The sequence below is a fragment of the Dictyobacter sp. Z7_2 genome (assembly GCF_057551105.1).
The window spans coordinates 2,703,071-2,729,850 of the sequence record NZ_BAAJPE010000002.1; the positions used below are offsets into that span (position 1 = coordinate 2,703,071).

Below are 26,780 nucleotides of genomic sequence, written 5' to 3' on the forward strand. Positions count from 1 at the left end.
TTATTCGTCTGCTGGTGGTGAAACTTCCAGATCGCGAAAGCGCGTCTGGTTGGCCTGGAAATAAAGACTGACTTCGCCGACAGGTCCGTTACGATGTTTGGCGACGATAATGTCGGCAATATTTTTGCGTTCAGATTCGGGATTATATACATCATCTCTATAAATAAACATAACAACGTCCGCATCTTGCTCAATTGAGTTGTGAACTATAATATTATTGGCGACAAAGTTATGATGATCTTCAACTGTCAGATCGTATACTTCTTCCTCACCATCTGGCTCGACAGAGATAATCTCATCCCAGTACACATCGCTGATGGCGAGCCTGGCTAATTCATCACAATTTGTCACCTGCGCTACGCGGGCGGCTCTCTCTCGGCCTAAACCATTTTTGTATAAATTTGTGCCACAATACGAGCCGCCGAGAGCTGCTTGCATCTGACGTGTCGCCATATTTGAGTTAATCATTGCTGGGACAACTAATTGTCTCCAAGCAAGGGATGGAATAATATCACGATTTGTGTTGGCTTTTCGTCCATTCAAGTGAGCACTGATCAAATTTAGTATCGCCTGCTTACGTTTTCCTGCTATGCCAACCAGCGTAATAAATTGTTCTTGATCGGGTTTCCCACTGATATCAACGTGATATTGAGTTCTTCCCTTTTGTCCCTGAGACACTTTGATCACACGAGCATTTATGCCAAGGCGTAGTAAAAGTGCTTGTACGTCATTGGCAAGTCTGATGCTACTACTTGCATAGTATATTTTGGGTATCAGACGATCAGGTGTCAGGCTTGCACAACCGTCTGTTGACCATAAGTGGTTTAAGAAGATTGCGATATATTCGATAGGTTGAGCGAAAATACAGGCAGGCACATATTTTTCATAAGACCGGAGCCCATATATTCCCATTTTACTTAACCATTCGGTTACAGGATTATGCACACCTTGAGCTAACTTTTGTGAAGATGAAAGATACACTTGATACCATCCACCAGATCGCTCTTGTGGACTTTCCCATTGGATACGTGGAGTGATTTTCTCTTCAAATATATTTGTAGTCAGTTGTGCGACTTTAAGAGCAAGATCCTCATCGATGGTGGTATATTGAATCGCATGTCGTGGCAATGTACATCCATCACCAATTAGATGTCCAAGTAGTGCCAACTCATCCTGAGTCATAGTAGGGACTTGTGGCCCGGACAGAGTTCGGGGCAGGGCCAGATATGTTCCTACCTCTAATTCATCTAATCGATGCCAACCATTAAACGCTAAAAATTTGTGATTAGCGGTAGCACGAATGGTTCGCCCCAATCTGGTTGTTAATTTGAAAACTGGCTTATGACCAGTTGGAAACGCACGTGTCACCATTTTTGGTTCAAGTTTCCAGCTTTGAGGATCTAAGGCAAGAACTTTAAAGTCAGATCGGTTTATTAATGCATCAATACGCTGGTATTCCCCTGATTCTGGAAGGTAAACCAATGTCTCACCAGTTAAACAGCCAGATTCGCGCAGGTCAGATAGTTGTGGAACCTTCGATTGACGGCTCTCAACGGCACGTGAGAGCTGTGCCAGTGCCATGACAGGTACGTTTAGCTCACGGGCCAGACCTTTCAGGTTCCGGCTGATCTCTGAGATCTCCTGGACGCGATTCTCGTTGCGCTTGCCTCCGGCGGAGGATTGCATTAACTGGAGATAGTCCACGATGATCAGATCGACTCCATGCTCGGCTTGTAACCTGCGGGCCTTACTGCGCATCTCCATGGTCGAGATACCTGCTGTATCGTCGAGCCAGATGCTGGTCTCTGTCAGAGTGCCCATCGCGAACACAATGCGCTCCCACTCGTCATCCTCAATCCAGCCGGTACGGAGGCGTTGCTGATCGATACCTGCATCCATAGAAAGCAAACGTTGGACGAGTTGTTCTTTGCTCATTTCCAGGCTGAAGATGGCGATCGATTTTTTGAACTTGATGGCGGCGTTATGGGCCAGGCTCAAGCAGAGGCTGGTCTTTCCCACGGCGGGACGAGCGGCCAGGATAATCAGGTCAGATTTTTGGAGGCCACCGGTCAGGCGATCGAGGTCGGTGAAGCCGGTCGGGACGCCAACAACGGTCCCACGACGCTCATGGAGCTGATCGAGTTTTGTCATATAGTCGCTCAGCAACTCACCCAGGGAAGAGAAGTCCGCGTGGGCGTGGCGCTGGCTAATCCCAAAAATGAGTTTTTCAGCTTTATCCAGAGCAACTACGGCATCCACCTCTTCGTAGGCGGTGGCGGCGATCTCGCCAGCAGCATGAATGAGTCGGCGCAGGATCGAGGTGCGCTCGACGATGCGTCCGTAGTACTCGATGTTGGCGCTGGTTGGTACCTGATTGATCAAGGATGTGATATAACTTGCGCCCCCTACCTCTTCCAATTTATTTTTACGATCAAGCTCATCGCAGATAGTAATAAAGTCGGCAGCTTCGCGCTGATCGAATAGTTGCATAATAGTTTCATAGATAGTGCGATGAGCATCGCGATAGAAATCTTCGGCCATCAGAAAATCGGCTACCTGTACGATAGCTTCCGGGTCGATAATGATACTTCCGAGGACACCGCCCTCGGCTTCCACATTCTGTGGCAACAGTTTTTCCACGTCAGCAACTCCAGCATCTACTTTTTTCAGATTTATAACGCCGCCAGGCGAGTGGCGAGAGAAGAAGCGCGATAGCAACAAGCATTATAGCATAAATACGAACATTTGATCGATAGATAAACTCATGTTTTCGCTCGGGTCGAGACGGTACGGTTGGGCACCTGACAGGCGTTTGAGCCGATAGTAAGGCACGGTCTAAATAATGATCTTTGTGCCCTTACTCCCACGGTACCATGTATCTACAAACATCTTTTTGCGTACCCATTGTGAGCTACGGGACAACGGTCTGGGGCAGGAGTTACTACTGATGTTTATCTTGGTCCTCAAAGTGTAACGAATATTTTGTCCGAAATCAAATAGGTAGGCATGGGTATGCCATATGGCTACGTGGCCTTTTTTTGCCAGGATCGCTGTAGAAAAGCCGTCAATATTCACATATTCCTTACTTATCCACAGGATATCCGGACTTATCCACAGAAAAGACGGAGTTTTCCGCACTTATCCACACAGTTATCCACCGAAAATTAGTCAAGATGTGGATAAGTTCACAGCAAAAGTCGCTACGTATTGGGGGGAAGCATGGGCTAGCAGGTTTAGTTCGAGCCGATAGGGATCAGTATGGTGAGACATAGACATGTCGGCTTGTCTGGCTTGATAATGGTGTCGCTTATAGCCAAACTGTTATAATAAAGAAGTGGCCAATCAGAGGCATCTTCTCTTTTGTTTTTCGTCTCTCAGGCTATCATGCGGATTTATCAGAGAGCAGGTCTTGACCATAAAATGGAGTAAGGTTATTATAAGCCAACATATATACGAGTGTGTGTTGGTCATGTAATAAAGAAGGAGCATTGAAAAACATTCTATGCCAAAAACATCGAAACGTGCAGAAAGCAAATATGCTGCAAAGATATCTAGAGCACATTCGACAGAGCTACCAAAGCCGGAAGCCAGTAATAAAGACCAACGTCGACGGCCTCCTGGTGTGAAGCCTCCCGCTCGGGGGATTGCCCGTTATCCCTGGGCAACAACTATTTTGGTTCTCGTGATCCTCGTCTGTGGCGGTTTAATGTTATATACCAATCATTGGGGGCCTTTCGCACCTCCTCCTGTGAAGGCCAGTGTGACCCCGAAGGCAACCGCAACTACCGCTGCCAAGCCACAATCGACCACAGCGGCGGCAACTGCGACCGCAGTTGCTAATAGCACTGGTTCGACTGCTTCGCCGTGCTTAAGCAAAAGCATCATCAACGCGGTAACTGACACGAATGCTCCTCTGACGAAGGATCAGATCTCAAAAATTAAGCATACATATAGTGGAGCTCAGAACGTTACTGATACGAACAAGGTATATTGCGCCGGTATCAATACGAATAAGGGTTTGATTGTGGTGGAGCTTGATCCCAAATTGGCTCCTAAAACCGTCAACAACTTTGTATTTTTAGCTCAGAATCATTTCTATGATGGTCTTACATTTCATCGTGTCATCGCAGACACGATCATTCAAGGCGGCGATCCGCTCGGTACTGGTAGTGGCGGTCCTGGCTATAAATTTAACGATGAGGCTGTGCAGGGAAATTATACAGCCGGTACCATCGCGATGGCGAACTCGGGCGCCAATACCAACGGAAGCCAGTTCTTTATTAATCTGGCAGATAATTCCAGTAAGTTTGCGAAGTCATATAACCTCTTTGGTCATGTTGTGCAGGGTCTCGATGTGGCAAAGAAGTTGACGGTGACTGAAAATGGTAGCGCGACGCCTGACGTGATGCAGTATGTGGTAGTAAAAGCGGCCTCGTAATCCCAGTCTCGATATTGTGAAGCGGTGAGTATAAGATCGCAATTTAATGCTGGATACTTGCTGGCTTTTCTTGACACAGTACAATAGAATGATAAGGGCTTCCTCTATAATGGTAGGAAGCCCTTAAAATGTCATAGCGGACTCCTTGAGAGCTTGCTTTCTCATAGCGGAAGGAGAAATATCCTTGGCTAAGCAATACAGTGCTCCACCAAAAGAGCAGATTGATCCTAACAAAAAATATACAGCCATTTTCCATACAGACAAAGGTGATATCACCGTTGATCTGTTTGCGGCTCAGGCTCCGATTACCGTAAGCAACTTTGTGTTCCTGGCTCGTGATGGTTTTTACAATAACACGACATTCCATCGTGTTATTGGAGGCTTCATGGCTCAGGGTGGCGATCCTGAGGGCTCTGGACGTGGTGGCCCTGGCTATCGCTTCGATGATGAAAAAGGAGCTTTGGCTTTGCGTCATGATGGTCCTGGCGTGCTCTCAATGGCGAATGCAGGTCCAAATACCAATGGTTCTCAGTTCTTCATCACCTATGAAGCAACTCCCCATCTGAATGGCAAGCATGGTGTCTTTGGGAAGGTTTCTAAGGGACTGGATGTATTGAGATCTCTGCGCGAGCGCGATCCACAACGTGATCGCCAACCAGGAGATGTGATTCACTTTATCGAAATCGTTGAGGAATAGGTGTAGCATTTGCTGCGTATCTTCCCACTATCCACTTTCTGGATAGTGGGAATTTTTATGCACGCGATTGAGCTTTACTCTTCTACAACTTCCATTTCTTCCTGTTCCTGCCTGGCCAGGTAATAGGGATGCTTGCGTGTCGCGACAAATGTTCCCCATAAGCTGATCAATGCTCCAATCAGCATCCAGACAACAGCCGTGATGAGTAGTACGAGCAACCCTCCCGAGACTGAAGACGTTCCCGTGGCGCTGTTCGCTCGACCCGGATAGTTGGGAATATATCCGACCAGGACGCTTCCGATGTAGGCAATGCCTCCAGTGAGGAGTCCTGCATAGAAACCGTAGAGGCGGCGCACCGACTGCTTGCCGACGAAATAACCATCAAAAAAGGCGATCACCAGCGCCACGATGTAGATAGCGCAGGTGAGACCAAGGATCAGTTGAGCTGTGCCGAGCGAGATGTTATCCCCCTGGCTTGCCGCTGCCTGAAACGCTGATGAGTTGGCGAGGGTGGTCGCGACTGTAATGATCACGATAAGTATGCCACCCAGTGCACCAAGGCCGAGCGCGATTGGTAGTGCACGAGGCGGGATATAGACATGTTCGAGTGATCCCTCTTCGATAAAGAGATCCTGGTCACGTCGGTCGAAGTCTGAGCGCGTATGATGATAACGGTTCTCCGGGTCTTGCATTATACTCTATTCTCTCTTACTTTTTTGTGGTGATGCCGTTGTAGACATCTGAGTAGGTGCCGATAAAATGAAAATTCGTTAACGGCCAGAAGACCAGAGCGGCTTTACCAATAATATAGTCCTTCGGTACAAAGCCCCAGTAGCGTGAGTCATCACTTTGAGGGCGGTTGTCTCCCAGGACAAAGTATTGATCTTTAGGAACCGTCCAGGTCTTCCCTTCTAGATTATACGGCGTACTGATATAGGGCTCAGTAAGAACTTTTCCGTTGACAGTCACGTGAGTGCGATCAGTCGTAATCGTATCGCCCGGTACGCCAATCACGCGTTTAATAAAGTCCTGTGAAACATCTTTCGGATAATGAAAGATAATCACATCGCCACGCTCAGGACCGTGGAAGAGATAGGTCACTTTATTTACCATCACATATTGACCGTTGGCAAGTCCTGGCTGCATGCTTACGCCCTGTACATAGTAACTCTGGACAACAAAGCGCACAACGAGAAAGATCAGTAGTGTGAGTGCTAATATCTCGACAATTTCACGCGCTAATTGTGAACGTTTCAACTCAAAACCTCTCTATATTTTCTGAATGGCCTGGGTAATACGACCGGTAGCCAAATAAATGCCACTTAGCCCCGTTTTTATAGCCCCCTCATTATAGCTGATTACTGATGCAGTATTCACTTCTGCGTAGCCCAATTTGATGAGTTCTCGCCTCATTTTATCGCTGCTCGCTGCGAAATGACTACCGGACGTAATTACTATCAGGGATACGCTCGGAGATAAATGGTATGCGTTGTCAGTTATCGATGAGACTTCTCCGTGTTGTTTTGCAAGACTTTTGTGTCAGACCTCGTTATCAAATTCATTTATCTGTATATATAAATGTGTTTGTATGACATATGGTAGGTAGATACGCATGAGATAGTACTAATTTGTGGGCGTAATCACAATTTTTCACCTGATTTGGCTAGCAGCGTTTGATAATTCTCGGCTAAATGGCGTACATACATCCTCCATCCGGGCTGATAATTTAAATTGGTCGCTTCTTGAGGCGTGTGTTGATACGATCTTTGGGTCGCTTTCAGGAGCGCTTGAACGAGTGCTGTTTGACTGGCTGCTGTATACACGATTCCTGCATGTGGTGGTAAGAGTCCATGCAGGCGGGGTAGATTGGGTGAAATAATCATTCGTTCGTATGAGTAGAAGAGCATTGTCATTTCAGGGATGCCGGCTTTCTCCGTGACATTATAGGGCATCACAATGGCATTGCTTGCGCCGATGTAGAGCGAGATATCATGAGCGTGGTAGGTGAGGAAGAGATGAATGGCCGAGTTGAAGGCGGCTCGCTTCATGACTTTTGTGGATAGTTTTTTATCTCTTGGCATGCCAACCAGGAGCAGTTGTGGCTCCGATGAGAGGATGTTTGGCTCTTGCGAGAGGTAGTCACGCATTTCGGCGAATGCGCTGATGCAGCGGATTATCTCTCGCTCGGTGTGCAGATGGGCAAAGCAGAGGAAGATGTGGCCGGCATTGAGCGGAATTCCCAGTTGACGTCGCGCATCGGCCTCTTCGGGGAGAACTGCGATGGTGCCACGTAGTCCGGGATGACTCAGAAAATGAGTTCGTTTCCGCCAGCGCTGCTCACGATAAAAGCGTTCAGGTTGGCGCGTAAATGTATATATTTTGTGGCTGCATGCAAAGATCTGGCGCTCAAAAGTGCAGCGAATGGTGGATTGAATGTTGTGAACGTTATGCCACCAGCCACCGGCATCTGTGCTGATGGTGCGTAAGCCGAGGCGACGTGCCAGCCAGAGCTTGAAGAGGAGCAGCAGGCGCTGAGGGATGCTTAAATTAAAGGCTCCTGGTTGATAAAAATGAATCACCCCGATCGTTTTATCGCTATAGGCGCGGTGACGCCAGATCCATGAGAAGGGGATACTGGCAATACTGGTTGTGCAATAGATGCCGTGTTGCATCAGTGCTCTTGCCTGCCATATGGCGGCCTGTGTGTGCGCCTGTACGAGCAGGACAAATGGAGTCTGGAGCGTCGCTGGGGCATGGTTGCTCAACATGAACTGCTGCTGGATACGTCCCCAACTTCTTGCTTGCTCCATTGCTGCATTGATGCGCTCGCTCATGGGCTTACGTGCCAGATAGAGGAGACAACGATGTAGCAAGATTATTTCTAACATCACCCGTAGCTCTGGTAGGATCGAGTGTACGGTCTGAAAAAAAGAATCGCCTGTTGCATCATTGTATTGCTCTATGTTGGCGTATTGAGCGAGAATCTCCGAACGCCCATGCCAGTAGGCTCGTCCAACCAGAAATGGGCGCTTGAGACGTTCTGGCGCTACACGATGGATGACAAGTGCGTTCGGTTCATACCAGATGGTGCATTTCTGCTCGCGTAAGCGCCGACACAGATCGGCTATCTCAGCGTTGAGTGGTGTATTGAGGCGCTTGGTCAGAAAGGCTGAAAAGCCTCCAATCCGATTGAGTGCCTCTCGCTTGATGGAGAAGCAACTACTCCCCAAACTTAATGCCTCTGGTAGACTGGTCCGCGTGCGAAATGGCATGTAATAGCCATAGAATTCTAGCATGTCATGTGTGAGCCAATATGGCTTGTTGGCTTCCCATTGGATCTCTACGCTCCCACCGATTGCATCCGCATGCGTTTCTTCATAAGCTGTATGGAGTTGGCTTAGAAAATGTTGATCAATAATCACATCATCGTCAAGGAAGACCATAATATCTCCGCTGGCAGTCTCCACCGCCGTGTTACGGGCGTATGCTAATCCATTACGGCTCTCAAGCAGGCATTGTGCCCTCCACTGCTCATCGCCAGGCCTCTGATGCAGCGCATCGCGGCTCAGATAGGTCTGGATAGCTGTCAGCGTGCCATCGCTTGATCCATTGTCGACCACAACCACTTCAAAATACTTGAATGGAAGTGTCTGTTTGCGCAGGCTTTCCAGTGCGCTTAACACCATCGTGCGTCGATTGTAGGTGCAAATAATCACACTGAAGCGCGGCCTGGCAGTATGCTTGTCCGTCTGATTAAGTTCTTTCGTGCCTGTACGGAATGCTCCAGTCGAGCGCGTACGTATCAGGATACGGGCGTGATGTCCGGATGTGGGCTGGATAGTCATACTCCCTCCTCATGGGTTAGGATAAGTTGTGTGGCCGCATCAGTAGTGTTTTGCAGAGCAAAATAGAGATAAGGGCAGAGGCAATCTGAGCGATGGCGCTCGCCAGAGCCGCTCCTGTAATCCCCCATAGGATGATCATGGGAATGGCAAGCATAATTTTCAGGCACGCTACTCCTGCCGTGAGATGGTGCTGGATACGTTGTAGATGGCGTTTGTCATAGCGTTGATCATTGGAGATATGCGTCAAGCTCACGGTGGCGATGCTCCCAAAAACTGCCGCCATCAGTAAAATCCGCAGCGGCCTGACGACCGGCAGGTAGTTGGCTCCTAGCGTAAGGACCAGTAGATAGGGACAAAACATGATCAGTCCCAGCGAGATGGGTACCGCAAGAAAAATGATATAGCAGGATGTTTTTACGAAGGCATCGTATTGATTTGAGAAGCGAAACTTTGGGTAGTAGTGCATGATCAGCGGGAAAATCCATTGGGTAAAGAGCGATGGAGCAATGCTGATAACTTTTGCGCTGATAATTGAGCTGAGTGCATAAAAACCTAGTTCTCTGGTGTTATGCCAACATGCCAGTACGAGTAACTCACTTTGTTGCCAGATCACTGCATCAAATGTCGCGTGTAATTTGTAGTACTGCATGTGCAGAATGAGGCGCTCTTTAAGAAAGATACCTGGCGCTATCGCTTGCCTTAAAGGTAGCAGGCTGATGATGCACACGATGGCTAGCATCAGCGTGAGCGTGTTTGAGAGCGCGAAGGCGAAAATAAAGATGGCTACCGATTGACATTTGATCTGCGTGGCAATGATGATAAACAATAGAGTCAGGAGATTGCCAAAGATATGTAGCATGGTCAGCAGATCTGAGCGGCGTAGGCTGCGTAGTGTGGTGCCCGCGATGCTGCTTAACAATAAAGGCAGAGTAGCCAGACTGGAAAAGAGTAGGATGCCTGGCGTGTAGTCATGAAAAATCTTTGTCAGCGCGAAGGATAGACAAAGATAAACAAGACAATAGACTAAGATATTGCGCAGTTGACGGTACCACAAGAAATAAAAAATGCCAGCGATCAGCTGTGGCGTTTCCTGACTCTGGGTGACTGCTACCTGACGGCTTGCCAACGTCGACATGCCCGTACCGATCACCGGAATCGTAACGGTGACGAGCCATTGAGCAAAAAGATAGCTTCCAAATAGATGCGTGCTCAATGTATGGGTAATGATGATATAAATACTGATATGGATCAGGGTCGAGCTTACTAAGACGATGTTTTGCCAGAGTCGAGATTGAGTTAAACTGGTGATATTAAGATGTCGTTCAAGGAAAGTCTGCGAGAATAAAATATCCCTTCCACCCACCGTTTTCTCCCTACTGTTCAGACTGATTAACTATATATAGCTCCTGTTATGTGCAAGTTCGATCGTTAAAGCTACTCACTATCCAGTGGATGGGGATGTTCCGTCAAATTATGCTCCTCCTCTTGCAAAAAGCTCATAAAGGATGGATCAAGCCCTGCCAGCGTGTCTTCTACCGGACTAAATGTATGTTCAGCCTCAACCGGTGGCTGGACCTCTTCCGGCAGTAGCACCTGGATCTTTTTTGAGCGCTTCCATTTTTTGCCTTTACCTGTCTTACCATGGAGCGAAGAAGGCTGCCGGGCTGATTGTTCTTGTGTGATTGATGCACTGTGATGCAATGATTGCTGGAAAACGGTCGCGTCAGGGATCATCAGAGGATCAGGTATCAGCGATGCTTGCCAACGCATCATCCATTTTTTCTTTTTCATTTTTGACCTTTCCAATAAAAAATCTCTTGGGCTACTTTTAATTGTATCATAATGTTTTATGATATGTTGTGATCACATAAGCATTATTGTAGAGGATTGATTATATAGAATTATCTGAGGCTTTTCTTTTTAACGCCTCAGTGCCTTTCGTTCTTCACAATATGTTTTATTGACATAATAGGCTGCTTATAGCAACGGGCAATGAAAATCATCATATATCTGAAAAAAGGAAAAATCATGTGTGGATGGATGCGTGGGCTTGCATTATTTGGCTACTTGCTTGTGGGGTTTTCTGTTTGGGAGGGGAGGCAGTGCACGGCAATGCGTAAATAGTCTCTCTATCTATGATGATCTATGTGCCAATGAACTGCCTTGATATTGTTCGATCGAATAAGCATAAACATTAATCGTCATGCGATCGCTGGCACAAATTCTGTATCAGCAAATAGCAGCGCCTCTTCTTCGTTCGCGGAATGTAAAGTCCGACGCAGATTGGTCAGGGCGGCCTGAATACGCTTTTTCAGGGTATTCTCTGATGTTTGTAACGTGTGTGCCATCTCTGGAAGCGTCATACCATTGTAGTAGTGAAGCACTATCACGACCCGCTGCTTTAATGGTAGGCTCTCGATGGCCCTGGCCAGATCCCAATCACGTTCCATACGTCCCTTGTGATCGTCTGCGGCCTGCGCGATCAGATCGGTTTCCTGCTCTGATAAAGCTTGACGCATAAACGCACTGGTACGAGCCAGACGGCGCTTAAAGCTAATACACTGGTTGACCACAATCCTCATTAGCCATGGACGTAGAGCGCCAGCCTTGCGCAGATCTGATAGATGATGCCAGGCCTGAATAAGAGCATCCTGAACCACATCCTCTGCAATATCGCGATCGCCAACAATCATCGACGCCGTACGCAGCATCAGCGTACTATACTGATCAACGATCTCGCCGAAGGCCTCTTGATCTCCCTGGATCGCTCGGATCACTAACTCTTCTAGCTCGATGTACTCTTGAGCCGCCACAAGATCATTATTTTCCGCGGTTTTTATATCTTTATCTACAGCCGGAGGTGTCATGCCTTCCTCTGAGATAGTTGTCGTCTCTTGAGCCTGGGCTGTGGCTGTAACCATGAGATTTATCCTTCTGCTAGCGCTTACTGTACAAACCATATACAGAAATATAACATACGGTATACATGCGAACAAGGTGTGCATACTCATGAATTTTGTGCAGCAGAATTTTACCAAAGGAGATGCCTCTGAAGGTAGTCATCGCTGTCATCGCAAAGAGGGGGATCTGGTAGTTATTAAGGGAGGCTATCGTGTCTATCGTGTCAGGAGAGTTTTTGTCCAGGCGTAGATCGAGGGAAACGAACTGTGATGCAATTATTGGGATGTAGCTACATGATGGAAAATAACGCAAAAAAAGAGAAGTAGCTTGCTACTTCTCCAGGCTGGGGTACAGGGATTCGAACCCCAATTAACTGATCCAGAATCAGCCGTCCTACCGTTGAACGATACCCCAATGTCCTTTGACGTTGCTATAATACTCCATCCATTGATGTATGTCAAGCACTTTTTTGGGGTTTTGTTGGAAGCTTAAAAAATTCCCCGGATGATTGCTATTCCAGCCCTGTTATGCATACAATAACGGCGGGACGCTGCGGACCTCTACGTTTTCGAGGTTTGAGCGTGCTGACATTTAATGACACATAAACTACAAAGATGAAGCACGGATAAATGAAAGGATACATCAATGCGTAGTAAAATCACTGTAGTCGGGGCTGGATTTGTGGGGAGCACGCTGGTGCAGCGAATTGCGGAGCGCGATTATGCTGATGTGGTGATGTTTGATATTGTTCCCAATATGCCACAGGGTAAAGCGCTGGATATGCTCCAGGCGGGTCCGGTACTCGGTTATGATACGCTAATCACTGGAACGAACGATTATGCCGATACGGCGAATTCCGATGTGGTTGTGATCACATCTGGCTTCCCGCGCAAGCCTGGTATGAGTCGAGATGATCTTTTGAAGAAAAATCAAGAGATTGTGACGCAGGTTGTTGAGCAGATAGTCAAATATTCTCCCGATAGTATTTTGATTGTTGTGACCAATCCCCTGGACGCTATGGCACAGGTTGCCTTGAAGGCCAGTGGATTCCCTCGTGAGCGCGTGCTTGGTATGGCGGGTGTGCTGGATACATCCAGGTTCCGTACCTTTATTGCTCAGGAGCTGGATGTGTCGGTGCGTGATGTGCAGGCATATGTACTGGGTGGTCATGGCGATACGATGGTGCCTCTGGCGCGCTTATGCACGGTTGCAGGTGTGCCGATCTCTGAGCTCATTCCGGCCGAACGCATCGAGCAGATCGTGCAGCGTACCCGCGATGGTGGTGCTGAGATAGTGAATCTGTTGGGCAATGGTAGTGCCTATTTTGCTCCTTCGGCTTCTGTCTTGCAGATGGTCGATTCGATTGTGCTGGATAAGAAGATGATTATGCCTTGTGCGATTTATTTGCAGGGTGAATTCGGCATCCAGAATCTGTTTGTCGGTGTGCCCGCTAAATTGGGCGCGAAAGGTCTGGAGCAGGTGATTGAGGTTGAGCTCTCCGAAGATGAGCGCGCTCTGGTCCAGAAATCCGCTGACGCTGTCAAAGAACTTGTGACTGTGCTTGGCTTGTAGTCACTGAGTTATTGCTCTCTTTCCTGCGTGCAAGCTAGCAAGCCCAGGAAAGAGAGCAATAACTTATACTTTTTAGTCTTCGGCTTCGTTTTCTACTTCGTCGTCGTCCTCCTCATCGTCGCGAGCTACTTTCGCCTCTTTCTCTTTGCCGTTGTTGCCACTAATGATGACGATATACTCTCCTTTTAATTTTGTTTGCTCCGAGAGGGGAGCCAGTAGGGAGGAGATGGTACCACGCTCTACTTTTTCAAACATCTTGGTCAGGTCGTTAGCGATGGCCGCTGGACGGTCGCCAAAGACCTCTAAGGCGTCTTTGAGGAAGTTGACGAGCCGATAAGGGCTCTCGTAGTAGATGAGCGTGTGTGGAGCTTCGCTATCCACGGCAAAGAATTTGCGGCGTCCGACCGGCTTGCGGGGAGGAAAGCCGCGAAAAGTAAAGCTGTGGATGGGCAAGCCTGAGAGGACTAAAGCCATTACGAAAGCTGTCGGACCAGGTATCATGGTGAACTCTATCTCTTCCTGGATGGCGCGACGTACGAGCGTGAAACCAGGATCAGAGATGCCTGGCGTGCCCGCGTCTGTCACGACGGCCACAGAGAGTCCTTGCTTCAATGCGGATATGATACGGTCGCCGCCACGCTGTTCATTATGCTCATGGAAAGGCAATTGACGTTTCTGTATCTCGAAATGTTTCAGAAGCAATCCAGTTTTGCGCGTATCCTCGCTGGCAACGATATCCACCGAGCGCAGAATCTCCAGCGCACGTAGTGTGATATCTCCCAGGTTGCCGATGGGCGTTGCTACTAAGTAGAGCATGTGTCCCTTTCTCTTCTCCCTATCCTCGCGCTCCCGTCGCGCTTTATGCCTGCCCTTTTAACTGTGGCAGCTTGTTTAAAACATCTTGCCGTTTCACCTTCAGCGTCAGTGTACGTGGGAAGTCCTCTTCGTGCCAGATCGTAAAGCCTTTGATTTGTTGATGCGGGACGAGGAGTTTATTGGCACGCTGAACAATAGCTTTCGCCTGTTTCGCATCATCGAGTAGTAAGATCGCATGGACACTGGGTCCCTGGTTCTCGGCGCTCAGGCCGAAGACGACCGCATCTTTGATCTCAGGCTGCGTCTGCAAAGCGTTCTCGACATCCTCGGGATAGACGTTCATGCCGTTCGCAAGCACAATCAAATTTTTCTTGCGACCTTTAATGTACAGGTTATTCCGTCTGTCAAGATAGCCAAGATCGCCGGTCGCATACCAACCATTTTGGAACGCGGCCGCAGTCGCCTCTGGCTGTTGCCAGTAGCCCTGGGCCACATTTGGACCTTTGACCATGATTTCGTCGTCATCGTTGATCCGCACCTCGACGCCTGGTAATGGCCGTCCCACCGATTCGATGGTGTGATCGTGGAAGGGATTGGCTGAAATGACGGGAGAACATTCGGTGGCTCCGTAGCCTTGCAGGATGCGGATACCCATATGTTCCCAACGATATCCTAACTGAGGTGGGAGGTAGGCTCCTCCGCATACGAAGAGGCGGAAATGTCCACCGAATCTTTTATGGACAGATCCAAAGAGCACGCGACGCCACTGAAAGGGGAGGCGGGATGCGATTTTATGTAAAGTTTCCCATTGGCTCTCTTTTTTCTGCCGTCGTACTTCTCTATCTATACCATTCATGAAGAGTTGTAACGCCTGTGGAACTAACACTATACACGTTATTTTTTGTGTAGCGAGTAACCTAAATAATGTATCTGGTGCAAGCGAGCGTGCATATAAAATACTGCCACCCGCATGAATTATCGCCATCTCAATAGTTAATTCCAACATATGAGAGAGAGGTAAAATCGAAAGTACTCGATCCTTAGATGTAATTTCGACTACTTTTAACGAAGCCTGGGCGTTAGAAACAATGTTGAAATGAGATAATATAACCCCCTTTGGTTGTCCCATTGTACCGGACGTAAAAACGATCTCAGCAATATCATTTTCATCGATTGACGGTAGTTGTAATTTATCTAATGGAGCCTCTGGCAATGCTTCAATATCGATGAATGGGAGAGTGTGATCTTCCAGACTTGTATAGTTTTTCTGTGTGGTGATCAAAAAGGCGCTCTCAGTAATTTTGGCCAGACTTTGTAGAAAATTTTCTGAAGTATGGACATCCAGTGGCACGACAACCAGTCCTGCCATCAGCGATCCGAAGTAGGCTACGAGCCAGTTTGAGCAACTTGCTGACCAGATCATGACGCGCTGTCCTTTGCGCACCTGCTGCTGTTGTAGATAGCCTGCAAACTGCCAGACGCGCTCCTGGAGCTCCTGATACGTCAATGTGTTAATGGAGCCATCAGCCAGAGGCTCACTCAGCGCTGGATAGGTGGCGAAGCGTTCGACAGAGCGTTCAAATAAAAGAGGAATGGTACTCATCTTTGAGTTTCTACTTCCTTTCTCGGAGACTAGTAGGAAACAACATCTAAACGGGAAAAGTCTGTGCTCATGATAGTAACGAATGAAAATCATTTTTGCTACTACCAAAACAGAATCACCGCTATTCTCAAGCTATTCTGCTCTACCAGGGTCTTTGATGGCTCAATGCAGATAGTTTTATGCATAAGAGCTGAACATTTACGATTGAATAAGCAAACAGGCTATCAAACTTCAGAAAAGATAACTCACTTCTTGTGCATTATAATGTAGCCCGGATGTTTTTGCTAGAGGTGTTAAAAGTCTTATAATAGCACGTTGGAGTAGTGGTAGAGAGCTCTACATCACATCATGTTCTTATAGTTATGTAATAGAGTGCGACTATTCGTTATTTATCGATTGCTTGCTATCGCTTGCAAGTGTTGCTGGCTGCTTTGATATGTTTTTATAGCTTAGCAAATTCTCTGTAGGAGAGACATGAGAAGAATAATATGAATTCAAACCATTATGGTTTTTTGTTGAAACAATATTTGAAGCGTTCATGCTTCATTGATGTGAAGGATTATATAATAAAGCGATGAAAAAAGTACAATATGGGTTGACTAGAATCGTAGTGTATGATAGACTACGAAATATGAAGTAACATCTAGCTATTTTCCTCATTTAAGCATTAAGAATGCTTAGAACACTCTCTTATTTCCGAGAGTTATACACGAAGGTCACTCAAATGAAATGCCAAAAGTATGTGTGTGGATTGTGTGAAGGGGAAAGGGCTAGTCCATTAAGAAATTTGAAACTTCTCGACTAGAGTGTAATAATACTATTCATTGAAAGGAACTGTTCCATGCCATCCCTTGAAACAGCAAATGTAGGGAAGGCTGTTGCCGCAAGAGTCGGTACGAATATTCGCGAGGTTCGTACGAAATTGGGCATGACTCAAGCTCAACTGGCCGCCCCCGAATTTTCGATCTCCTACATTTCGGCCATCGAGCGCGGCAAAATACGTCCCTCTTTGAAGGCCCTCTCTATACTAGCTCGAAGGCTGGATGTGCCACTGACGTTCCTCCTTGAGGGTTCTCCCTCTGGCGCTGCCGAAGCGCGTGCGGTTGGATATTCGCCGGCCGATTCCGGGCCGGATCAGCATGTCGATGTTGATCTCTTACAGGCAAGTGTTTTCGTTCAGCAGGGCGATTATGCACAGGCCAAAACTCTGCTTGCCCCGATCCAACCCGAGCGTGTCACCACAGATCAAGTTTATCGCCTCTATTTGTTGCAAGGTCAGATTCATCTCGGCTCTGGCGAATACCAGGAAGCCGTCGTTGATCTGAGAAACGCAGTTGCGCAAGGAGAGGCGCTCAACGATAGTGAATATATTGAACGTGCGCGTAACCTGTTAGGGAAAGCGTACTTTCTTCTTTATAACTATACTCTGGCAGTAGAACATCACCTGCATTGCTTTGCCGCAATTGAAAATAGCCAGATTACTGACCCTGTCTTTTCCTTAGAAGTCTTCAGTAATCTCGCCAATGACTATTTCCGGTTAGGTGATTTAGAGAAAGCTATCATCTACTACAATCGTGCCCTTGAGACTCTCGATGCCATGAATCGCGATAGCAAGAGCTTCGCGAAGAAATATATGGACATCAGCCAGCATTACAAATCCGTTGGCAAGCTGGCGATGGCTCGTGAATATGCCCTGCAAAGTCTGGCTATTTACGAGATGCGCGATGAGCAGCGCCTGGTCGGCATGACTCATCAGCGTCTGGGTAAGGCATTGGAGAAGCAGCACGATCTGGATGGAGCTGAGAACGAGTATCGTCAGGCAATCGCGATTGAAAGCGAATTGAACGACGAGATCTCCGCATCGGTCTGTCATACCGGACTGGCCGAACTCCTCCTCAAGCGAGAGCACACCCAGGAAGCGGAAAAAGAGGCCCAGGAGGCTTTGAAGTATGCTCAGGCTGGCGGCGATTCCCAAACGCAAGGCCAGGCTTTGATCGTATTGGCACAGATCAGTCACCAGCTCGGTGAGTATGCTGCTGCCGATCAATACTTCACCCAGGCTCTGGAACTTCTCGATGCTTCCAATGCACACGAAATTGCCGCCGATGCTTACTTCCGCTACGCAAATCTTCTGGAAGAGCGGGGAGATGTTAAGCGCAGCTTATCGATTATCAAAAAGGCGTACGAACATCAGCGCCTGGGCAAACGTGGTGATATCGAATAATAGAGAGTGAAGTGTCGTGCTCATCATGAGATGAGTCGTAATATCTCTCATATTGTGCAAGCTATACGTATGGACTGCGCTCCTACGAGGACAAAATGATACGTTTCATTCCTCCTCGTAGGAGCGCAGTTTGTTGCGTCTTGTACGTCTTCAATATACAATGTACAAGAAAACCAAAATTCATAATTTGTCACAGTTGTCATGCCATACGTATGTGGGTACTTCCGTTGAGACAACGGGGATGGTACGCATCTACTTATTTCTAAGATTGGCACCTCGGAGGAATATCCCGCAATGCCATTTACAGCCAATGATTTGAGATATCGAGCAGAGACGAGTTATCCGTTGCTGTATGCCTATCTGCACAGGAACGCACAACGCTTTTTGGGTGCGTTAAAATACGATGCATTCGAAGTTGATACTGTGATTGGGCATGTCGTTGAACAACTTGTCCGTCTCGGTCTCCTGGGAGGGGAAGATAAAACTCCTCTGAACGCTTTAGATCAGCTCACCGACGCTCAGTTTTATGCCTTTTTAAGTCGCAGCGTGCGCAACAAAGCCATCGATCGGCTACGCAAGCGACGTCTCCAGGTCAATTCGACCGCCGAATTAGAGAATGCCGACGATATTGATGGCGATGCAAGTCCTCTGGTCGATGCCGTCGAGTCTATTTGGGGAGAGACTCCGTTTTCGACGCCTGAAGAGATTACGCTGCATATCGCCTCCCAACTGGAGCTGCGTAGTATATTGAAGCATTGCATTACAGCTTTGAAAGCGGCTCCCAATCAGCTACAAGCGGTGATGCAAGAAATGTATGAGATTGGTGCCGACGAATTTATCGGTATTCTGGCCGATGAAATGCACTTTTCGTTCGATGCTGAACGCAATCCACATCTAAGTCAGCACAAAGATCATGCCCATAAAAAGTTACGCCATTGTTTGCAACAACAAAGCTCCCATTTGACCGTGGCTGTTGCTTTGCGTCTAACCATGTATACAACGAAACATGCGACAGAAAAAGCTCTCTACGAAGTAGCTGTTCTGGTACTAGCACAGGATGATTTGAGTATTCAAGATGTGCAGAAAGGCTTGCGCGGATTGGTTATCGAGGGTCTTATCGATTGGCAAGGTGAGGAGACCGTACAATTAACCACTGCTCAAATGAAGCGTCTCGCACGTTTTTATAGAGAAGAATAGAGTCAGGCGTCCGGCAACCAGCGTTGAAGGAGAAATTTACAATGAATGATGAGACGGTTTCGGGAGGGACATCCGAGCTCCAGGGGGATTACCGGAAGCTAGGACAATGGTTGCTGCATGTATTGCAAGCGCCTACCCAGGAGACAGATGCGATGCTTCCGATGGAAAATGAAAATGATGCGCCATTAGAACTGAAGTTTGTGGGTGACTATCATATTGCTTTTTATCAACAGTTGCCTGATTTTATTATGGCGCTGCTAAAGAGCGATCTACAGGCGCCTGTGCGCTACTCTTCTTTACTTTTCCATCTGGCGGCATGCCGAGAATGTCATCATGCCTATCTGGATTTGTACGATTCGATGCAAGTTGCTATCCGGCCGACCGTAACGCGACCGCTGTTGGGACAGGGAACGCGCACACTCGCAGCTACTCCCCATCGTATGCTGAGCCATCTCTGCCAATCATTAGTCAGCCAGGCGGAGGCTATTCTACTTCAGGCCCGTCACGAGCGTCTCGATCAAGATGAAGCAGCACGTTCATTGTTACAATTGGCCTTGCGTGTCAGTGCTCATATTCATCAGAGTACTCTACGGCGTCAGGCATTGCAGGATCTGGTACGTGTAGCCACGCTTTTTGGTAGCTTTGATGCGACACGTCCATCTGATCCCGACGTGCATGCCTATTCACCTGTGATGGCCGGCAATAGTGGAACACGCCGCGGTGTCGCAGCACCACGTGCAGATAGTAATCTCCGTGCGCATCCGGCCGATAATGCTGTGATTCATCTGCAATCGCACTCGCTTTCAGGAAGCGTTGTGCAGCAGGGTGATATGCTTGAACTGCATCTGCATAATCTGGAAGCCTCGCTACATAGCCAGTATGTCAGCATCTCAATCCTGCTCGGCTCTCTGTTGGAACCTGTACGCTGGCAAGGAGGAAATCCCTGGGCAATCCAGAGCACGGTTCCGGTAGATGAACATGGAAACCTGATCATGGCACTGGGGAGAACAGATTTGCGCCTGGCCAATCCCGAAGAGCGGAACCTGCTCGAAGCCATGTTTATGCTACTTGAAGTACGTAAAAGAGATTAAGTGGGCTGGAATTTCACTGTTCCACTCTTTCCACCACTTTTCTCTGCAATATAAAACTGTTCCAGTGTAATCGTCGTATCCACACCTTTACACATGTCGTAAATTGTCAGAGCGGCCACCGTGACAGCTGTTAACGCCTCGACATCGACGCCAGTTTTATAGTTTGTGCGTGTACGCCCCTCAATAAAGATGTATCCGGTCGTGCCATCAAAGCGAAATTGAAGATCAATATGGGTCATGGGTAGCGGATGGCAGAGCGGGATGAGTTGGGGAGTCTGTTTTGCAGCCATAATCCCAGCTATCTTGGCAACTTCCAAGACGCTCCCTTTCGAGATCTGATTCGTTTCAATTAAGCGTACTGTCGCTGGCAACATACGCACGCGTCCATGCGCAATGGCTTCTCGCATTGTCTCTGGCTGCTGAGTTACATCCACCATCTGAATGTTGCCGTGCTCGTCAAGATGAGTTAAGTGTGCGATGTTTTCTGGCTGGTCATTTGATGCTGTTGTTGACATATGCTGTGCCCCTTTCCGAGCACAGTATAGCATGAACACCGACAGTCAGGTAGATATCAAACATAGATGCCATTGTAGAAATGCTGCGATGCCCACCTGGTTGTCAATATATCACTGGCCGATGCTATTTTCCTAACATCTGGCGACTCTGAAAGGCACGTCTGAAATGTGTAAAAGCTTCGCGCTCGTCACCGATCTCTTCTAGCAGCTCGGCATAGCGGACCGATTCATTGGCGAGTTCTTCATGGCTCCCCAGGCGCTCGAGTATATCCAGTCCTGCGACAAGATGTTTTCCACCCGCCTCATATTCCTTTTTCGCATATTCAATGCGTCCAAGCACAATCAATGTATCGGCTGTAATGATCGTATCCCCAAATGCTTGAGCCAGCTCATTGGCTTGATGCGCGAATTGCTCCGCCTCTGTCAGCTCGTGCTGGGTGAAATACCATTCTGCATTGCGTGAGAGCAGACTGGCATGTGTCAACGGATCTGGAAAGCTGCCCTCGCGAGCCTTCATCGCATTATCCAGGTAGCTGCGTGCTTGTTGTAGGTCCGTTTGCATTATGGCATGACCCATATAGTGGTTCAGTTCGCTTTTTAGTCGCTTCATTACATCCGTATTGTGCAACTGAATACTTTTATAGGCATACAATTTTGCCAGCTCAGTCTCTTTGGCTCGTGCATAATATTGACTCAAATTTGAATAGGATGCTTGTATGCTTTGTGTGGTAGAAAATTCTTCTGTAATTGCAAGCGCTTTATGAAACATCTCTAGTGCTTGTTCAAACTCTTCTGAACGCGTATAGTGTTGCCCCATCTGGATATAGATTTGCGCAGCAAAAAAAGGATCATGGGTAATGAAGTCTTTCATTTGATGTAAGCAGCGTTGCAGTGCAAGAAAGGCTTGAGCATAGTTGCGCATCGCGCTATAAGTTAATGCCAACTGATAAAGAATATGTACATGAATGTATTGGGCATTCATATCTTTTGCAACTTGTATTGCTTCTGAAAGGATATATTCGCTCTCCTGATAGCGTGCTAGCTTATAATACGCCCATCCTAAGAGGTAGCGCTGGCGCAGTTGAGCCATGGGCTTCAAGCGCTTATTGGCGAGTTCTTCTAATAATGTGACTGCAGGTGTAGCTTCTCCTTGTATAATTAGAATTTGACTATCCAATAAATCCAATTCTATCTCGTCTTCTTCACGTTCACTCATGGCGGCGGCGGCGCTGGCACGCTCTTCTTGCTGCGATTTATTTGGAAGGAGTTGCGTTGAGCTCAACCCCAGGCGCGAAGCCAGAATCTCCAGGGCGCGTAATGATGGATGAATCTGACCACGCTCAATGGCTGAGATGTAACTCACAGAGAAATCTGGAGCAGCAAGTTGACTCTGTGTATAGTGTTGAGTAATACGGGCTGCTCGCAATTTTTCCCCTACTGATTTTCCTATTTTGCTGGGTGGTTGCTCAGGGGACATGTTGACCTCCTCATTGTCAATGTTCTTAGGATAGAGAGTCAATAAATACACAAAATCCTGGTCAAATGTATTGTAAAATACACTTATGTATGGTGTCAATATCTTAGTGCAATCTGCATTCGAAAGATACTATTGAAAATTCGCTTGTGTTACAAGTAAATTTCTCGATTTACGCTCATAAAACCGGCATGATTAGTACATACTATAATCATTCAGTATGTCTTTAATGAGCAAAAAACTAGTATTTTCAACTCAAGCTATCATGCAAGTAGCTTAATTTCACTGTACTCTGTAGCAGGACCTTTTGCCCATTTTTTTAGTGCAATGATGAAATGAATACTTGTACAGGACATTGATTGCCTTGTGAAAATCAGTAATAGTTGTATCATCTTTCGATTAAACTGCTTGCTTATTTACACAAGTTATGGTTATGGCTAACTTATCTTTCTACTGTTTTTCTTCGTATGGTTGCATGTATGCAACGCAATCTTAGCGTTATATATAGAGGCATACAATGTCTCTACCGCTTTTAGTAGATTGATGTTACTAGAAAAACGCAGCGACAGGACTTTTTTTTGACGTTTTGTTGTGATTATTACTTTTCGTGTGAATATTGGTGGCTAAACAATTGATTGTGGGCGAATTTGTTGGGAACTGATGCTCTCTGTTGTACAATTGAGGATGTTATTGAGAGATTGATTATCCGTCATTCAAAAGAAAAGGCATGTTTGAAGAGGGTGGATGCAGATGTTTGTGGTCCGGTTGCATGATGCCTTCTATCTGATGCATAAAATCCCCGGATGTATTGAGGAGTTCGCGTTATGTTTCGTTTTTTGACGGCAGGAGAGTCACATGGTCCCTGCTTAACTATGATTGTTGAAGGTCTGCCCGCTGGCTTAGCGGTCGAAAAGGCCGTCGTTGATGCCGATCTCCATCGGCGCCAGGGTGGCTACGGGCGCGGTGGTCGTATGAAAATTGAGAAGGATGCAATTCGTTTCCTCTCAGGTGTGCGTCATGGTAAGACGCTGGGCTCTCCTGTCACGATGCAGGTGGAAAATCTTGATTGGGTGAATTGGGAAGAGCGTATGAATCCAGCTCCGGTCGAGACAGAAATCGAGGCGGTGACACGTGTGCGTGCCGGACATGCAGATTTTACCGGCTCCATAAAATATGGGCATACCGATGTGCGCAATTCTATTGAGCGTTCAAGCTCACGTGAAACAGCATCCAGGGTTGCGGTTGGTGGCTTGTGCCGGCAATTTCTCTCTCAATTTGGCATCGCTGTGCATAGTCATGTGCTCTCGGTGGCTAACGTTGGCTATGCAGAAGCGCGAGGGATGACTCCCGAAGATTATCCTGAAGATATGTGGAGCGCGGTGGAAGCCTCTCCAATGCGTTGTGCCGATGCTGCTTTGACTGAAAAGATGATCGCACGTATCCTGGAAGCCAAGCGCTCTGGCGATACCTGTGGCGGTGTCTTTGAAGTCGTGGCTTTTGGCGTGCCGATTGGACTGGGAACGTTTAGCCAGTGGGATCGTCGTTTGAGTGCTCGCCTGGGTATGGCGATGATGAGTATCCCCTCTGTTAAGGCGATGGAGATTGGCGCTGGCTTCGAGACGACACGTACTACTGGTTCCCATGTACATGATGTTCTACGCCATGCGGAAGACGGCCATTGGTTTCATCTTACGAACAATGCTGGCGGCATGGAGGGCGGTATTTCTAATGGTGAGCCGATTGTGGCTCGTGTGGGTGTCAAGCCAATTCCAACGCTGGCGCATCCATTGCCATCGGTTGATCTGGCTACTGGAGAAAATACCGATCAGAGCCGCTACGAGCGTAGCGATGTCTCCGTTGTGCCTGCTGCTGGTGTAGTCGGTGAGGCTATGATGGCCATTGTATTAACAGAAGCTCTGCTCGAAAAATTTGGCGGTGATAACATCGAGGAGACGTTGCGTAATTATCAGTCATATCTGAAGCAGTAGGTATTTTATGAATTGCTTACGTACATCATTTGTGTAACAAACATATTGGCGCTGGCAATAATGATATGAATAAGATTATCTTCCCCCGTAGTGGCAAATGAATACGGGGGAAGAGCGCGTTTGTTCGCTCCAAACATGTACAATGAAACGAAAAAGATATATAGTCAGCAGCTATCGTGTCAACCGATCAGGTGGAATGTGTGGTAAGGGGGTGTCTCCAATGAAAATTAACCGATCCATTCGTCATATTGCGGGTGTATTTGTGTTCCTCTTTCTCGTTTTAAGCGCTGACCTCGTGTACTGGCAGGTTCTGATGGCCTCGGCGATTCTCTCTAATCCCCACAATGGGCGCAGGTGCCTCTCTCAAATTACGCCGGAGCGTGGTCGGATTTTTGATCGTAATGGTGTGATCCTTGCCGAGACGATACCCGATAAAAGTGCCATTTGTGGCTTTGTGCGCCATTATAGTGAACCGTCGCTGGCTGGTTTGCTTGGCTACTATGTGCCGGGTTATGGGATGATCGATGGGGTCGAGAAGCAATATTCTTCCCTCCTGGATGGTGCAGGAAGTCAGACCGAATTGGATACCATGATACATCAAATTTTGCATCGCGCTACGCGGGGAGATGATATCTACTTGACGATAGATATTCGTATTCAGAGATTGGTGAGCCATTATTTTGCACGTTATCACCCGCAGAGCGATCCACTCTATCAGCGGCCGTTCTTTCGCCAGCAGGCTTTTGTATCGAATCGTGGAGCAGTCATCGTAGCGAATCCGCACACTGGCGAGATCCTGGCGATGGTCAGTGCTCCCGGTTATGATCCCAATCGCATGGTGCAGACGCTAGCGCATGGCGATGTATCTTACTTTAATCGTATCAATGCCGATCGGGATCAGCCTCTCTTGATGCGACCTCTCAAAGCACGCTATGCTCCTGGTTCGACTTTCAAGACCCTGACGCTGATGGCAGCTTTAGATACAGGAACAACGACACTTGCGCATCCCTGGTTTCAGCGTGAAGCCATGGGGCCATTGGTCTATTCGGGACGGCGCATTATGGGGGATAATCTTGCTTATGGCGAGTATACGTTTCATTTTCCGATTACGACGGCGTATGCCTATGCTAATTCCGACAATATTGTGTTTGCTCAACTTGGAGTGGAGACTGGTCGTGCTCAATGGTTGGAATACGCTCAACGCTTGACGGTCGATCGTCCAGCGACCTTTGATCTACCCGTCACGATGAGTAGCGTACAGAATAGCGACGATCAACCGTTGTCGACGTTGCAACTGGCAAGCGGCGCCTTTGGACAGGGGGTCGACAATGTGACGCCGTTTCAAATGTCTCTGATCGATAATGCGGTGGCGAATAATGGAGTCTTGATGCGTCCGATGTTACTACTAAAAATTGTCGATGCGCAGCATCGACTTATTCAGGAGGCCAGTCCGCAACAGTTGAGTGTGGTAACGAGTAAAGAGACTGCGTATCAGGTGCGCTGGGCGATGAATGGCGTGACGACTTGTGGTAGTGCCTGGCGTATCAATACCGCCTTTAATGATCCCGTATCGATAATTGGTAAGACCGGGACGGCTGAAGTTGGGCGTGGCTGGAAGGCTCATAGCTGGATGATGACACAGGCTCCTTTTTGGCTCGATGATCCCGATCAGATGCCGGCGGTGACGATTGTTGCTATGCGTGAGAATGCCGGGGAAGGCGCTTATGCTGTCGGGCCAGCGATCTGGCAGATGTATCACGATATCTTTCGTAAAGGATATATCAAAGCTCATATCCCGCTGGTAAATAATCCTGGTCTCTTTTGTCCTGCTCAGGCTCTATGGCAACGACGCTAGTTATCTTTATCCTGACTCTGTACCGCTTCTTGCTGCACTATCTGCCAACAATCATTACAATAGCCAGCTGCCACTAACTCTAACGTGAGGTTGTGAAAATGATACTGTTTTTGCAGTTGCTCATTGAGATCTCCTAACAAGGTTTCATCGAGATGAACGGTGGCATGGCAACGACGGCAGATCAGGTGGTGATGAGCATGGCCTTCCGCTATTTCATAGGTTGGTTGTTCCCCATGGAGATGGCTTTCACGGATCAAGTCGACGTTTTTGAATAGTTCCAGTGTACGGTAGATCGTGGAAAGGTTGACGCAAGGATTTGCCTGTTGAACGCGTTCCATGATCTGCTCAATGTTGAGATGCGTGTCGGCTTCCTGGATTGCACGTAAAATCATATGTCGTTGTGGCGTTAAACGGTAGCCCCGCTGGCGTAATATCGCGTCGCTTGACTGGAGAAATGACTGCATCTCACACCTTTCTATTCGTGTTAGACAGAAGCTTTTTGTGTTATCCTAACACTCGTTGCGTGGATCGTCAACGCGCTTGTTTTCTGACAATCTGTCTGCT

General features: G+C 47.7%; 21 protein-coding genes and 1 tRNA gene. 9 read left to right on the top strand and 13 right to left on the bottom strand.

Annotated features, from left to right (window positions below):
• Positions 1-2,640 (bottom strand): replicative DNA helicase, encoded by a 2,640-nt coding sequence (locus AC27N8_RS24875; protein ID WP_487070447.1) that lies wholly within the window; start codon positions 2,638-2,640, stop codon positions 1-3.
• 862 nt (positions 2,641-3,502) lie between these two features.
• Between AC27N8_RS24875 and AC27N8_RS24880 the strand changes: the two genes are divergently transcribed.
• Positions 3,503-4,438: a peptidylprolyl isomerase gene (locus AC27N8_RS24880; protein WP_487070449.1), complete on the top strand. Its 936-nt coding sequence runs from the start codon at positions 3,503-3,505 to the stop codon at positions 4,436-4,438.
• Positions 4,439-4,622: 184 nt separating this feature from the next.
• Positions 4,623-5,135 (top strand): peptidylprolyl isomerase, encoded by a 513-nt coding sequence (locus AC27N8_RS24885; protein ID WP_487070451.1) that lies wholly within the window; start codon positions 4,623-4,625, stop codon positions 5,133-5,135.
• 74 nt (positions 5,136-5,209) lie between these two features.
• Here the strand turns inward: AC27N8_RS24885 and AC27N8_RS24890 are convergent, their stop codons facing one another.
• The 6 genes from AC27N8_RS24890 to AC27N8_RS24915 form a co-directional block, all read right to left on the bottom strand.
• A complete protein-coding gene (locus AC27N8_RS24890; RefSeq protein ID WP_487070453.1) occupies positions 5,210-5,827 on the bottom strand; it encodes a hypothetical protein in 618 nt (205 codons plus the stop codon).
• 16 nt (positions 5,828-5,843) lie between these two features.
• The gene (gene lepB / locus AC27N8_RS24895; protein ID WP_487070455.1) at positions 5,844-6,392 is read right to left on the bottom strand and encodes a signal peptidase I; all 549 of its coding nucleotides are present in this window, start codon (positions 6,390-6,392) and stop codon (positions 5,844-5,846) included.
• A 383-nt stretch (positions 6,393-6,775) separates the two neighbouring features.
• Positions 6,776-8,980: a glycosyltransferase family 2 protein gene (locus tag AC27N8_RS24900; protein ID WP_487070457.1), complete on the bottom strand. Its 2,205-nt coding sequence runs from the start codon at positions 8,978-8,980 to the stop codon at positions 6,776-6,778.
• A 16-nt stretch (positions 8,981-8,996) separates the two neighbouring features.
• Positions 8,997-10,343: a lipopolysaccharide biosynthesis protein gene (locus tag AC27N8_RS24905; RefSeq protein WP_487070459.1), complete on the bottom strand. Its 1,347-nt coding sequence runs from the start codon at positions 10,341-10,343 to the stop codon at positions 8,997-8,999.
• Between the two features lie 71 nt (positions 10,344-10,414).
• The gene (locus AC27N8_RS24910; protein WP_487070461.1) at positions 10,415-10,753 is read right to left on the bottom strand and encodes a hypothetical protein; all 339 of its coding nucleotides are present in this window, start codon (positions 10,751-10,753) and stop codon (positions 10,415-10,417) included.
• Between the two features lie 428 nt (positions 10,754-11,181).
• Positions 11,182-11,901, bottom strand: a complete 720-nt coding sequence (locus tag AC27N8_RS24915) for an RNA polymerase sigma factor (protein WP_487070463.1) — start codon at positions 11,899-11,901, stop codon at positions 11,182-11,184.
• A gap of 88 nt (positions 11,902-11,989) precedes the next feature.
• On the opposite strand from AC27N8_RS24915, the gene AC27N8_RS24920 reads away from it, so the two are divergent.
• The gene (locus AC27N8_RS24920; RefSeq protein WP_487070465.1) at positions 11,990-12,130 is read left to right on the top strand and encodes a hypothetical protein; all 141 of its coding nucleotides are present in this window, start codon (positions 11,990-11,992) and stop codon (positions 12,128-12,130) included.
• A 94-nt stretch (positions 12,131-12,224) separates the two neighbouring features.
• On the opposite strand, the gene AC27N8_RS24925 is transcribed toward AC27N8_RS24920, so the two are convergent.
• Positions 12,225-12,295 (bottom strand) — tRNA-Gln (locus AC27N8_RS24925).
• A gap of 231 nt (positions 12,296-12,526) precedes the next feature.
• Here AC27N8_RS24925 and mdh point away from each other — a divergent pair.
• Positions 12,527-13,453: a malate dehydrogenase gene (gene mdh, locus AC27N8_RS24930; RefSeq protein WP_487070467.1), complete on the top strand. Its 927-nt coding sequence runs from the start codon at positions 12,527-12,529 to the stop codon at positions 13,451-13,453.
• 72 nt (positions 13,454-13,525) lie between these two features.
• Here mdh and rsmI read toward each other — a convergent pair whose 3' ends face one another.
• Positions 13,526-14,269 (bottom strand): 16S rRNA (cytidine(1402)-2'-O)-methyltransferase, encoded by a 744-nt coding sequence (gene rsmI, locus AC27N8_RS24935; protein ID WP_487070469.1) that lies wholly within the window; start codon positions 14,267-14,269, stop codon positions 13,526-13,528.
• A 43-nt stretch (positions 14,270-14,312) separates the two neighbouring features.
• Entirely contained in the window at positions 14,313-15,872 is a 1,560-nt protein-coding gene (locus AC27N8_RS24940; RefSeq protein WP_487070471.1) for an AMP-dependent synthetase/ligase, read from the bottom strand.
• 841 nt (positions 15,873-16,713) lie between these two features.
• Between AC27N8_RS24940 and AC27N8_RS24945 the strand changes: the two genes are divergently transcribed.
• The 3 genes from AC27N8_RS24945 (at position 16,714) to AC27N8_RS24955 (ending at position 20,384) form a co-directional block, all read left to right on the top strand.
• On the top strand, positions 16,714-18,096 hold the full coding sequence (locus tag AC27N8_RS24945; RefSeq protein WP_487070473.1) for a helix-turn-helix domain-containing protein: 1,383 nt from the start codon (positions 16,714-16,716) through the stop codon (positions 18,094-18,096).
• A gap of 294 nt (positions 18,097-18,390) precedes the next feature.
• Positions 18,391-19,293 (top strand): hypothetical protein, encoded by a 903-nt coding sequence (locus AC27N8_RS24950; RefSeq protein WP_487070475.1) that lies wholly within the window; start codon positions 18,391-18,393, stop codon positions 19,291-19,293.
• 41 nt (positions 19,294-19,334) lie between these two features.
• Entirely contained in the window at positions 19,335-20,384 is a 1,050-nt protein-coding gene (locus AC27N8_RS24955; RefSeq protein ID WP_487070477.1) for a hypothetical protein, read from the top strand.
• Here the strand turns inward: AC27N8_RS24955 and moaC are convergent.
• Together moaC and AC27N8_RS24965 are read right to left on the bottom strand one after the other, a co-directional pair.
• On the bottom strand, positions 20,381-20,899 hold the full coding sequence (gene moaC, locus AC27N8_RS24960; protein WP_487070479.1) for a cyclic pyranopterin monophosphate synthase MoaC: 519 nt from the start codon (positions 20,897-20,899) through the stop codon (positions 20,381-20,383). The genes AC27N8_RS24955 and moaC overlap by 4 nt on opposite strands.
• Before the next feature lie 124 nt (positions 20,900-21,023).
• Positions 21,024-22,376 (bottom strand): helix-turn-helix domain-containing protein, encoded by a 1,353-nt coding sequence (locus tag AC27N8_RS24965; protein ID WP_487070481.1) that lies wholly within the window; start codon positions 22,374-22,376, stop codon positions 21,024-21,026.
• An 821-nt stretch (positions 22,377-23,197) separates the two neighbouring features.
• Between AC27N8_RS24965 and aroC the strand changes: the two genes are divergently transcribed.
• A complete protein-coding gene (aroC, locus tag AC27N8_RS24970; RefSeq protein ID WP_487070483.1) occupies positions 23,198-24,361 on the top strand; it encodes a chorismate synthase in 1,164 nt (387 codons plus the stop codon).
• 220 nt (positions 24,362-24,581) lie between these two features.
• The gene (locus tag AC27N8_RS24975; RefSeq protein ID WP_487070485.1) at positions 24,582-26,216 is read left to right on the top strand and encodes a penicillin-binding transpeptidase domain-containing protein; all 1,635 of its coding nucleotides are present in this window, start codon (positions 24,582-24,584) and stop codon (positions 26,214-26,216) included.
• Here the strand turns inward: AC27N8_RS24975 and AC27N8_RS24980 are convergent.
• On the bottom strand, positions 26,213-26,680 hold the full coding sequence (locus AC27N8_RS24980) for a Fur family transcriptional regulator (protein ID WP_487070487.1): 468 nt from the start codon (positions 26,678-26,680) through the stop codon (positions 26,213-26,215). The two genes, AC27N8_RS24975 and AC27N8_RS24980, sit on opposite strands and share 4 nt — an antisense overlap.
• Positions 26,681-26,780: the final 100 nt, after the last annotated feature.

Excerpts from the sequence above, each read along its gene's own strand:
- mdh (WP_487070467.1), top strand. The coding sequence starts at position 12,527 with ATGCGTAGTAAAATCACTGTAGTCGGGGCTGGATTTGTGGGGAGCACG.
- AC27N8_RS24915 (WP_487070463.1), bottom strand. The coding sequence starts at position 11,901 with ATGGTTACAGCCACAGCCCAGGCTCAAGAGACGACAACTATCTCAGAG.
- AC27N8_RS24890 (WP_487070453.1), bottom strand. The coding sequence starts at position 5,827 with ATGCAAGACCCGGAGAACCGTTATCATCATACGCGCTCAGACTTCGAC.
- rsmI (WP_487070469.1), bottom strand. The coding sequence starts at position 14,269 with ATGCTCTACTTAGTAGCAACGCCCATCGGCAACCTGGGAGATATCACA.
- moaC (WP_487070479.1), bottom strand. The coding sequence starts at position 20,899 with ATGTCAACAACAGCATCAAATGACCAGCCAGAAAACATCGCACACTTA.
- AC27N8_RS24940 (WP_487070471.1), bottom strand. The coding sequence starts at position 15,872 with ATGAGTACCATTCCTCTTTTATTTGAACGCTCTGTCGAACGCTTCGCC.
- AC27N8_RS24975 (WP_487070485.1), top strand. The coding sequence starts at position 24,582 with ATGAAAATTAACCGATCCATTCGTCATATTGCGGGTGTATTTGTGTTC.
- AC27N8_RS24910 (WP_487070461.1), bottom strand. The coding sequence starts at position 10,753 with ATGATGCGTTGGCAAGCATCGCTGATACCTGATCCTCTGATGATCCCT.
- AC27N8_RS24965 (WP_487070481.1), bottom strand. The coding sequence starts at position 22,376 with ATGTCCCCTGAGCAACCACCCAGCAAAATAGGAAAATCAGTAGGGGAA.
- AC27N8_RS24950 (WP_487070475.1), top strand. The coding sequence starts at position 18,391 with ATGCCATTTACAGCCAATGATTTGAGATATCGAGCAGAGACGAGTTAT.
- AC27N8_RS24980 (WP_487070487.1), bottom strand. The coding sequence starts at position 26,680 with ATGCAGTCATTTCTCCAGTCAAGCGACGCGATATTACGCCAGCGGGGC.
- AC27N8_RS24955 (WP_487070477.1), top strand. The coding sequence starts at position 19,335 with ATGAATGATGAGACGGTTTCGGGAGGGACATCCGAGCTCCAGGGGGAT.
- aroC (WP_487070483.1), top strand. The coding sequence starts at position 23,198 with ATGTTTCGTTTTTTGACGGCAGGAGAGTCACATGGTCCCTGCTTAACT.
- AC27N8_RS24880 (WP_487070449.1), top strand. The coding sequence starts at position 3,503 with ATGCCAAAAACATCGAAACGTGCAGAAAGCAAATATGCTGCAAAGATA.
- AC27N8_RS24945 (WP_487070473.1), top strand. The coding sequence starts at position 16,714 with ATGCCATCCCTTGAAACAGCAAATGTAGGGAAGGCTGTTGCCGCAAGA.
- AC27N8_RS24920 (WP_487070465.1), top strand. The coding sequence starts at position 11,990 with ATGAATTTTGTGCAGCAGAATTTTACCAAAGGAGATGCCTCTGAAGGT.
- AC27N8_RS24900 (WP_487070457.1), bottom strand. The coding sequence starts at position 8,980 with ATGACTATCCAGCCCACATCCGGACATCACGCCCGTATCCTGATACGT.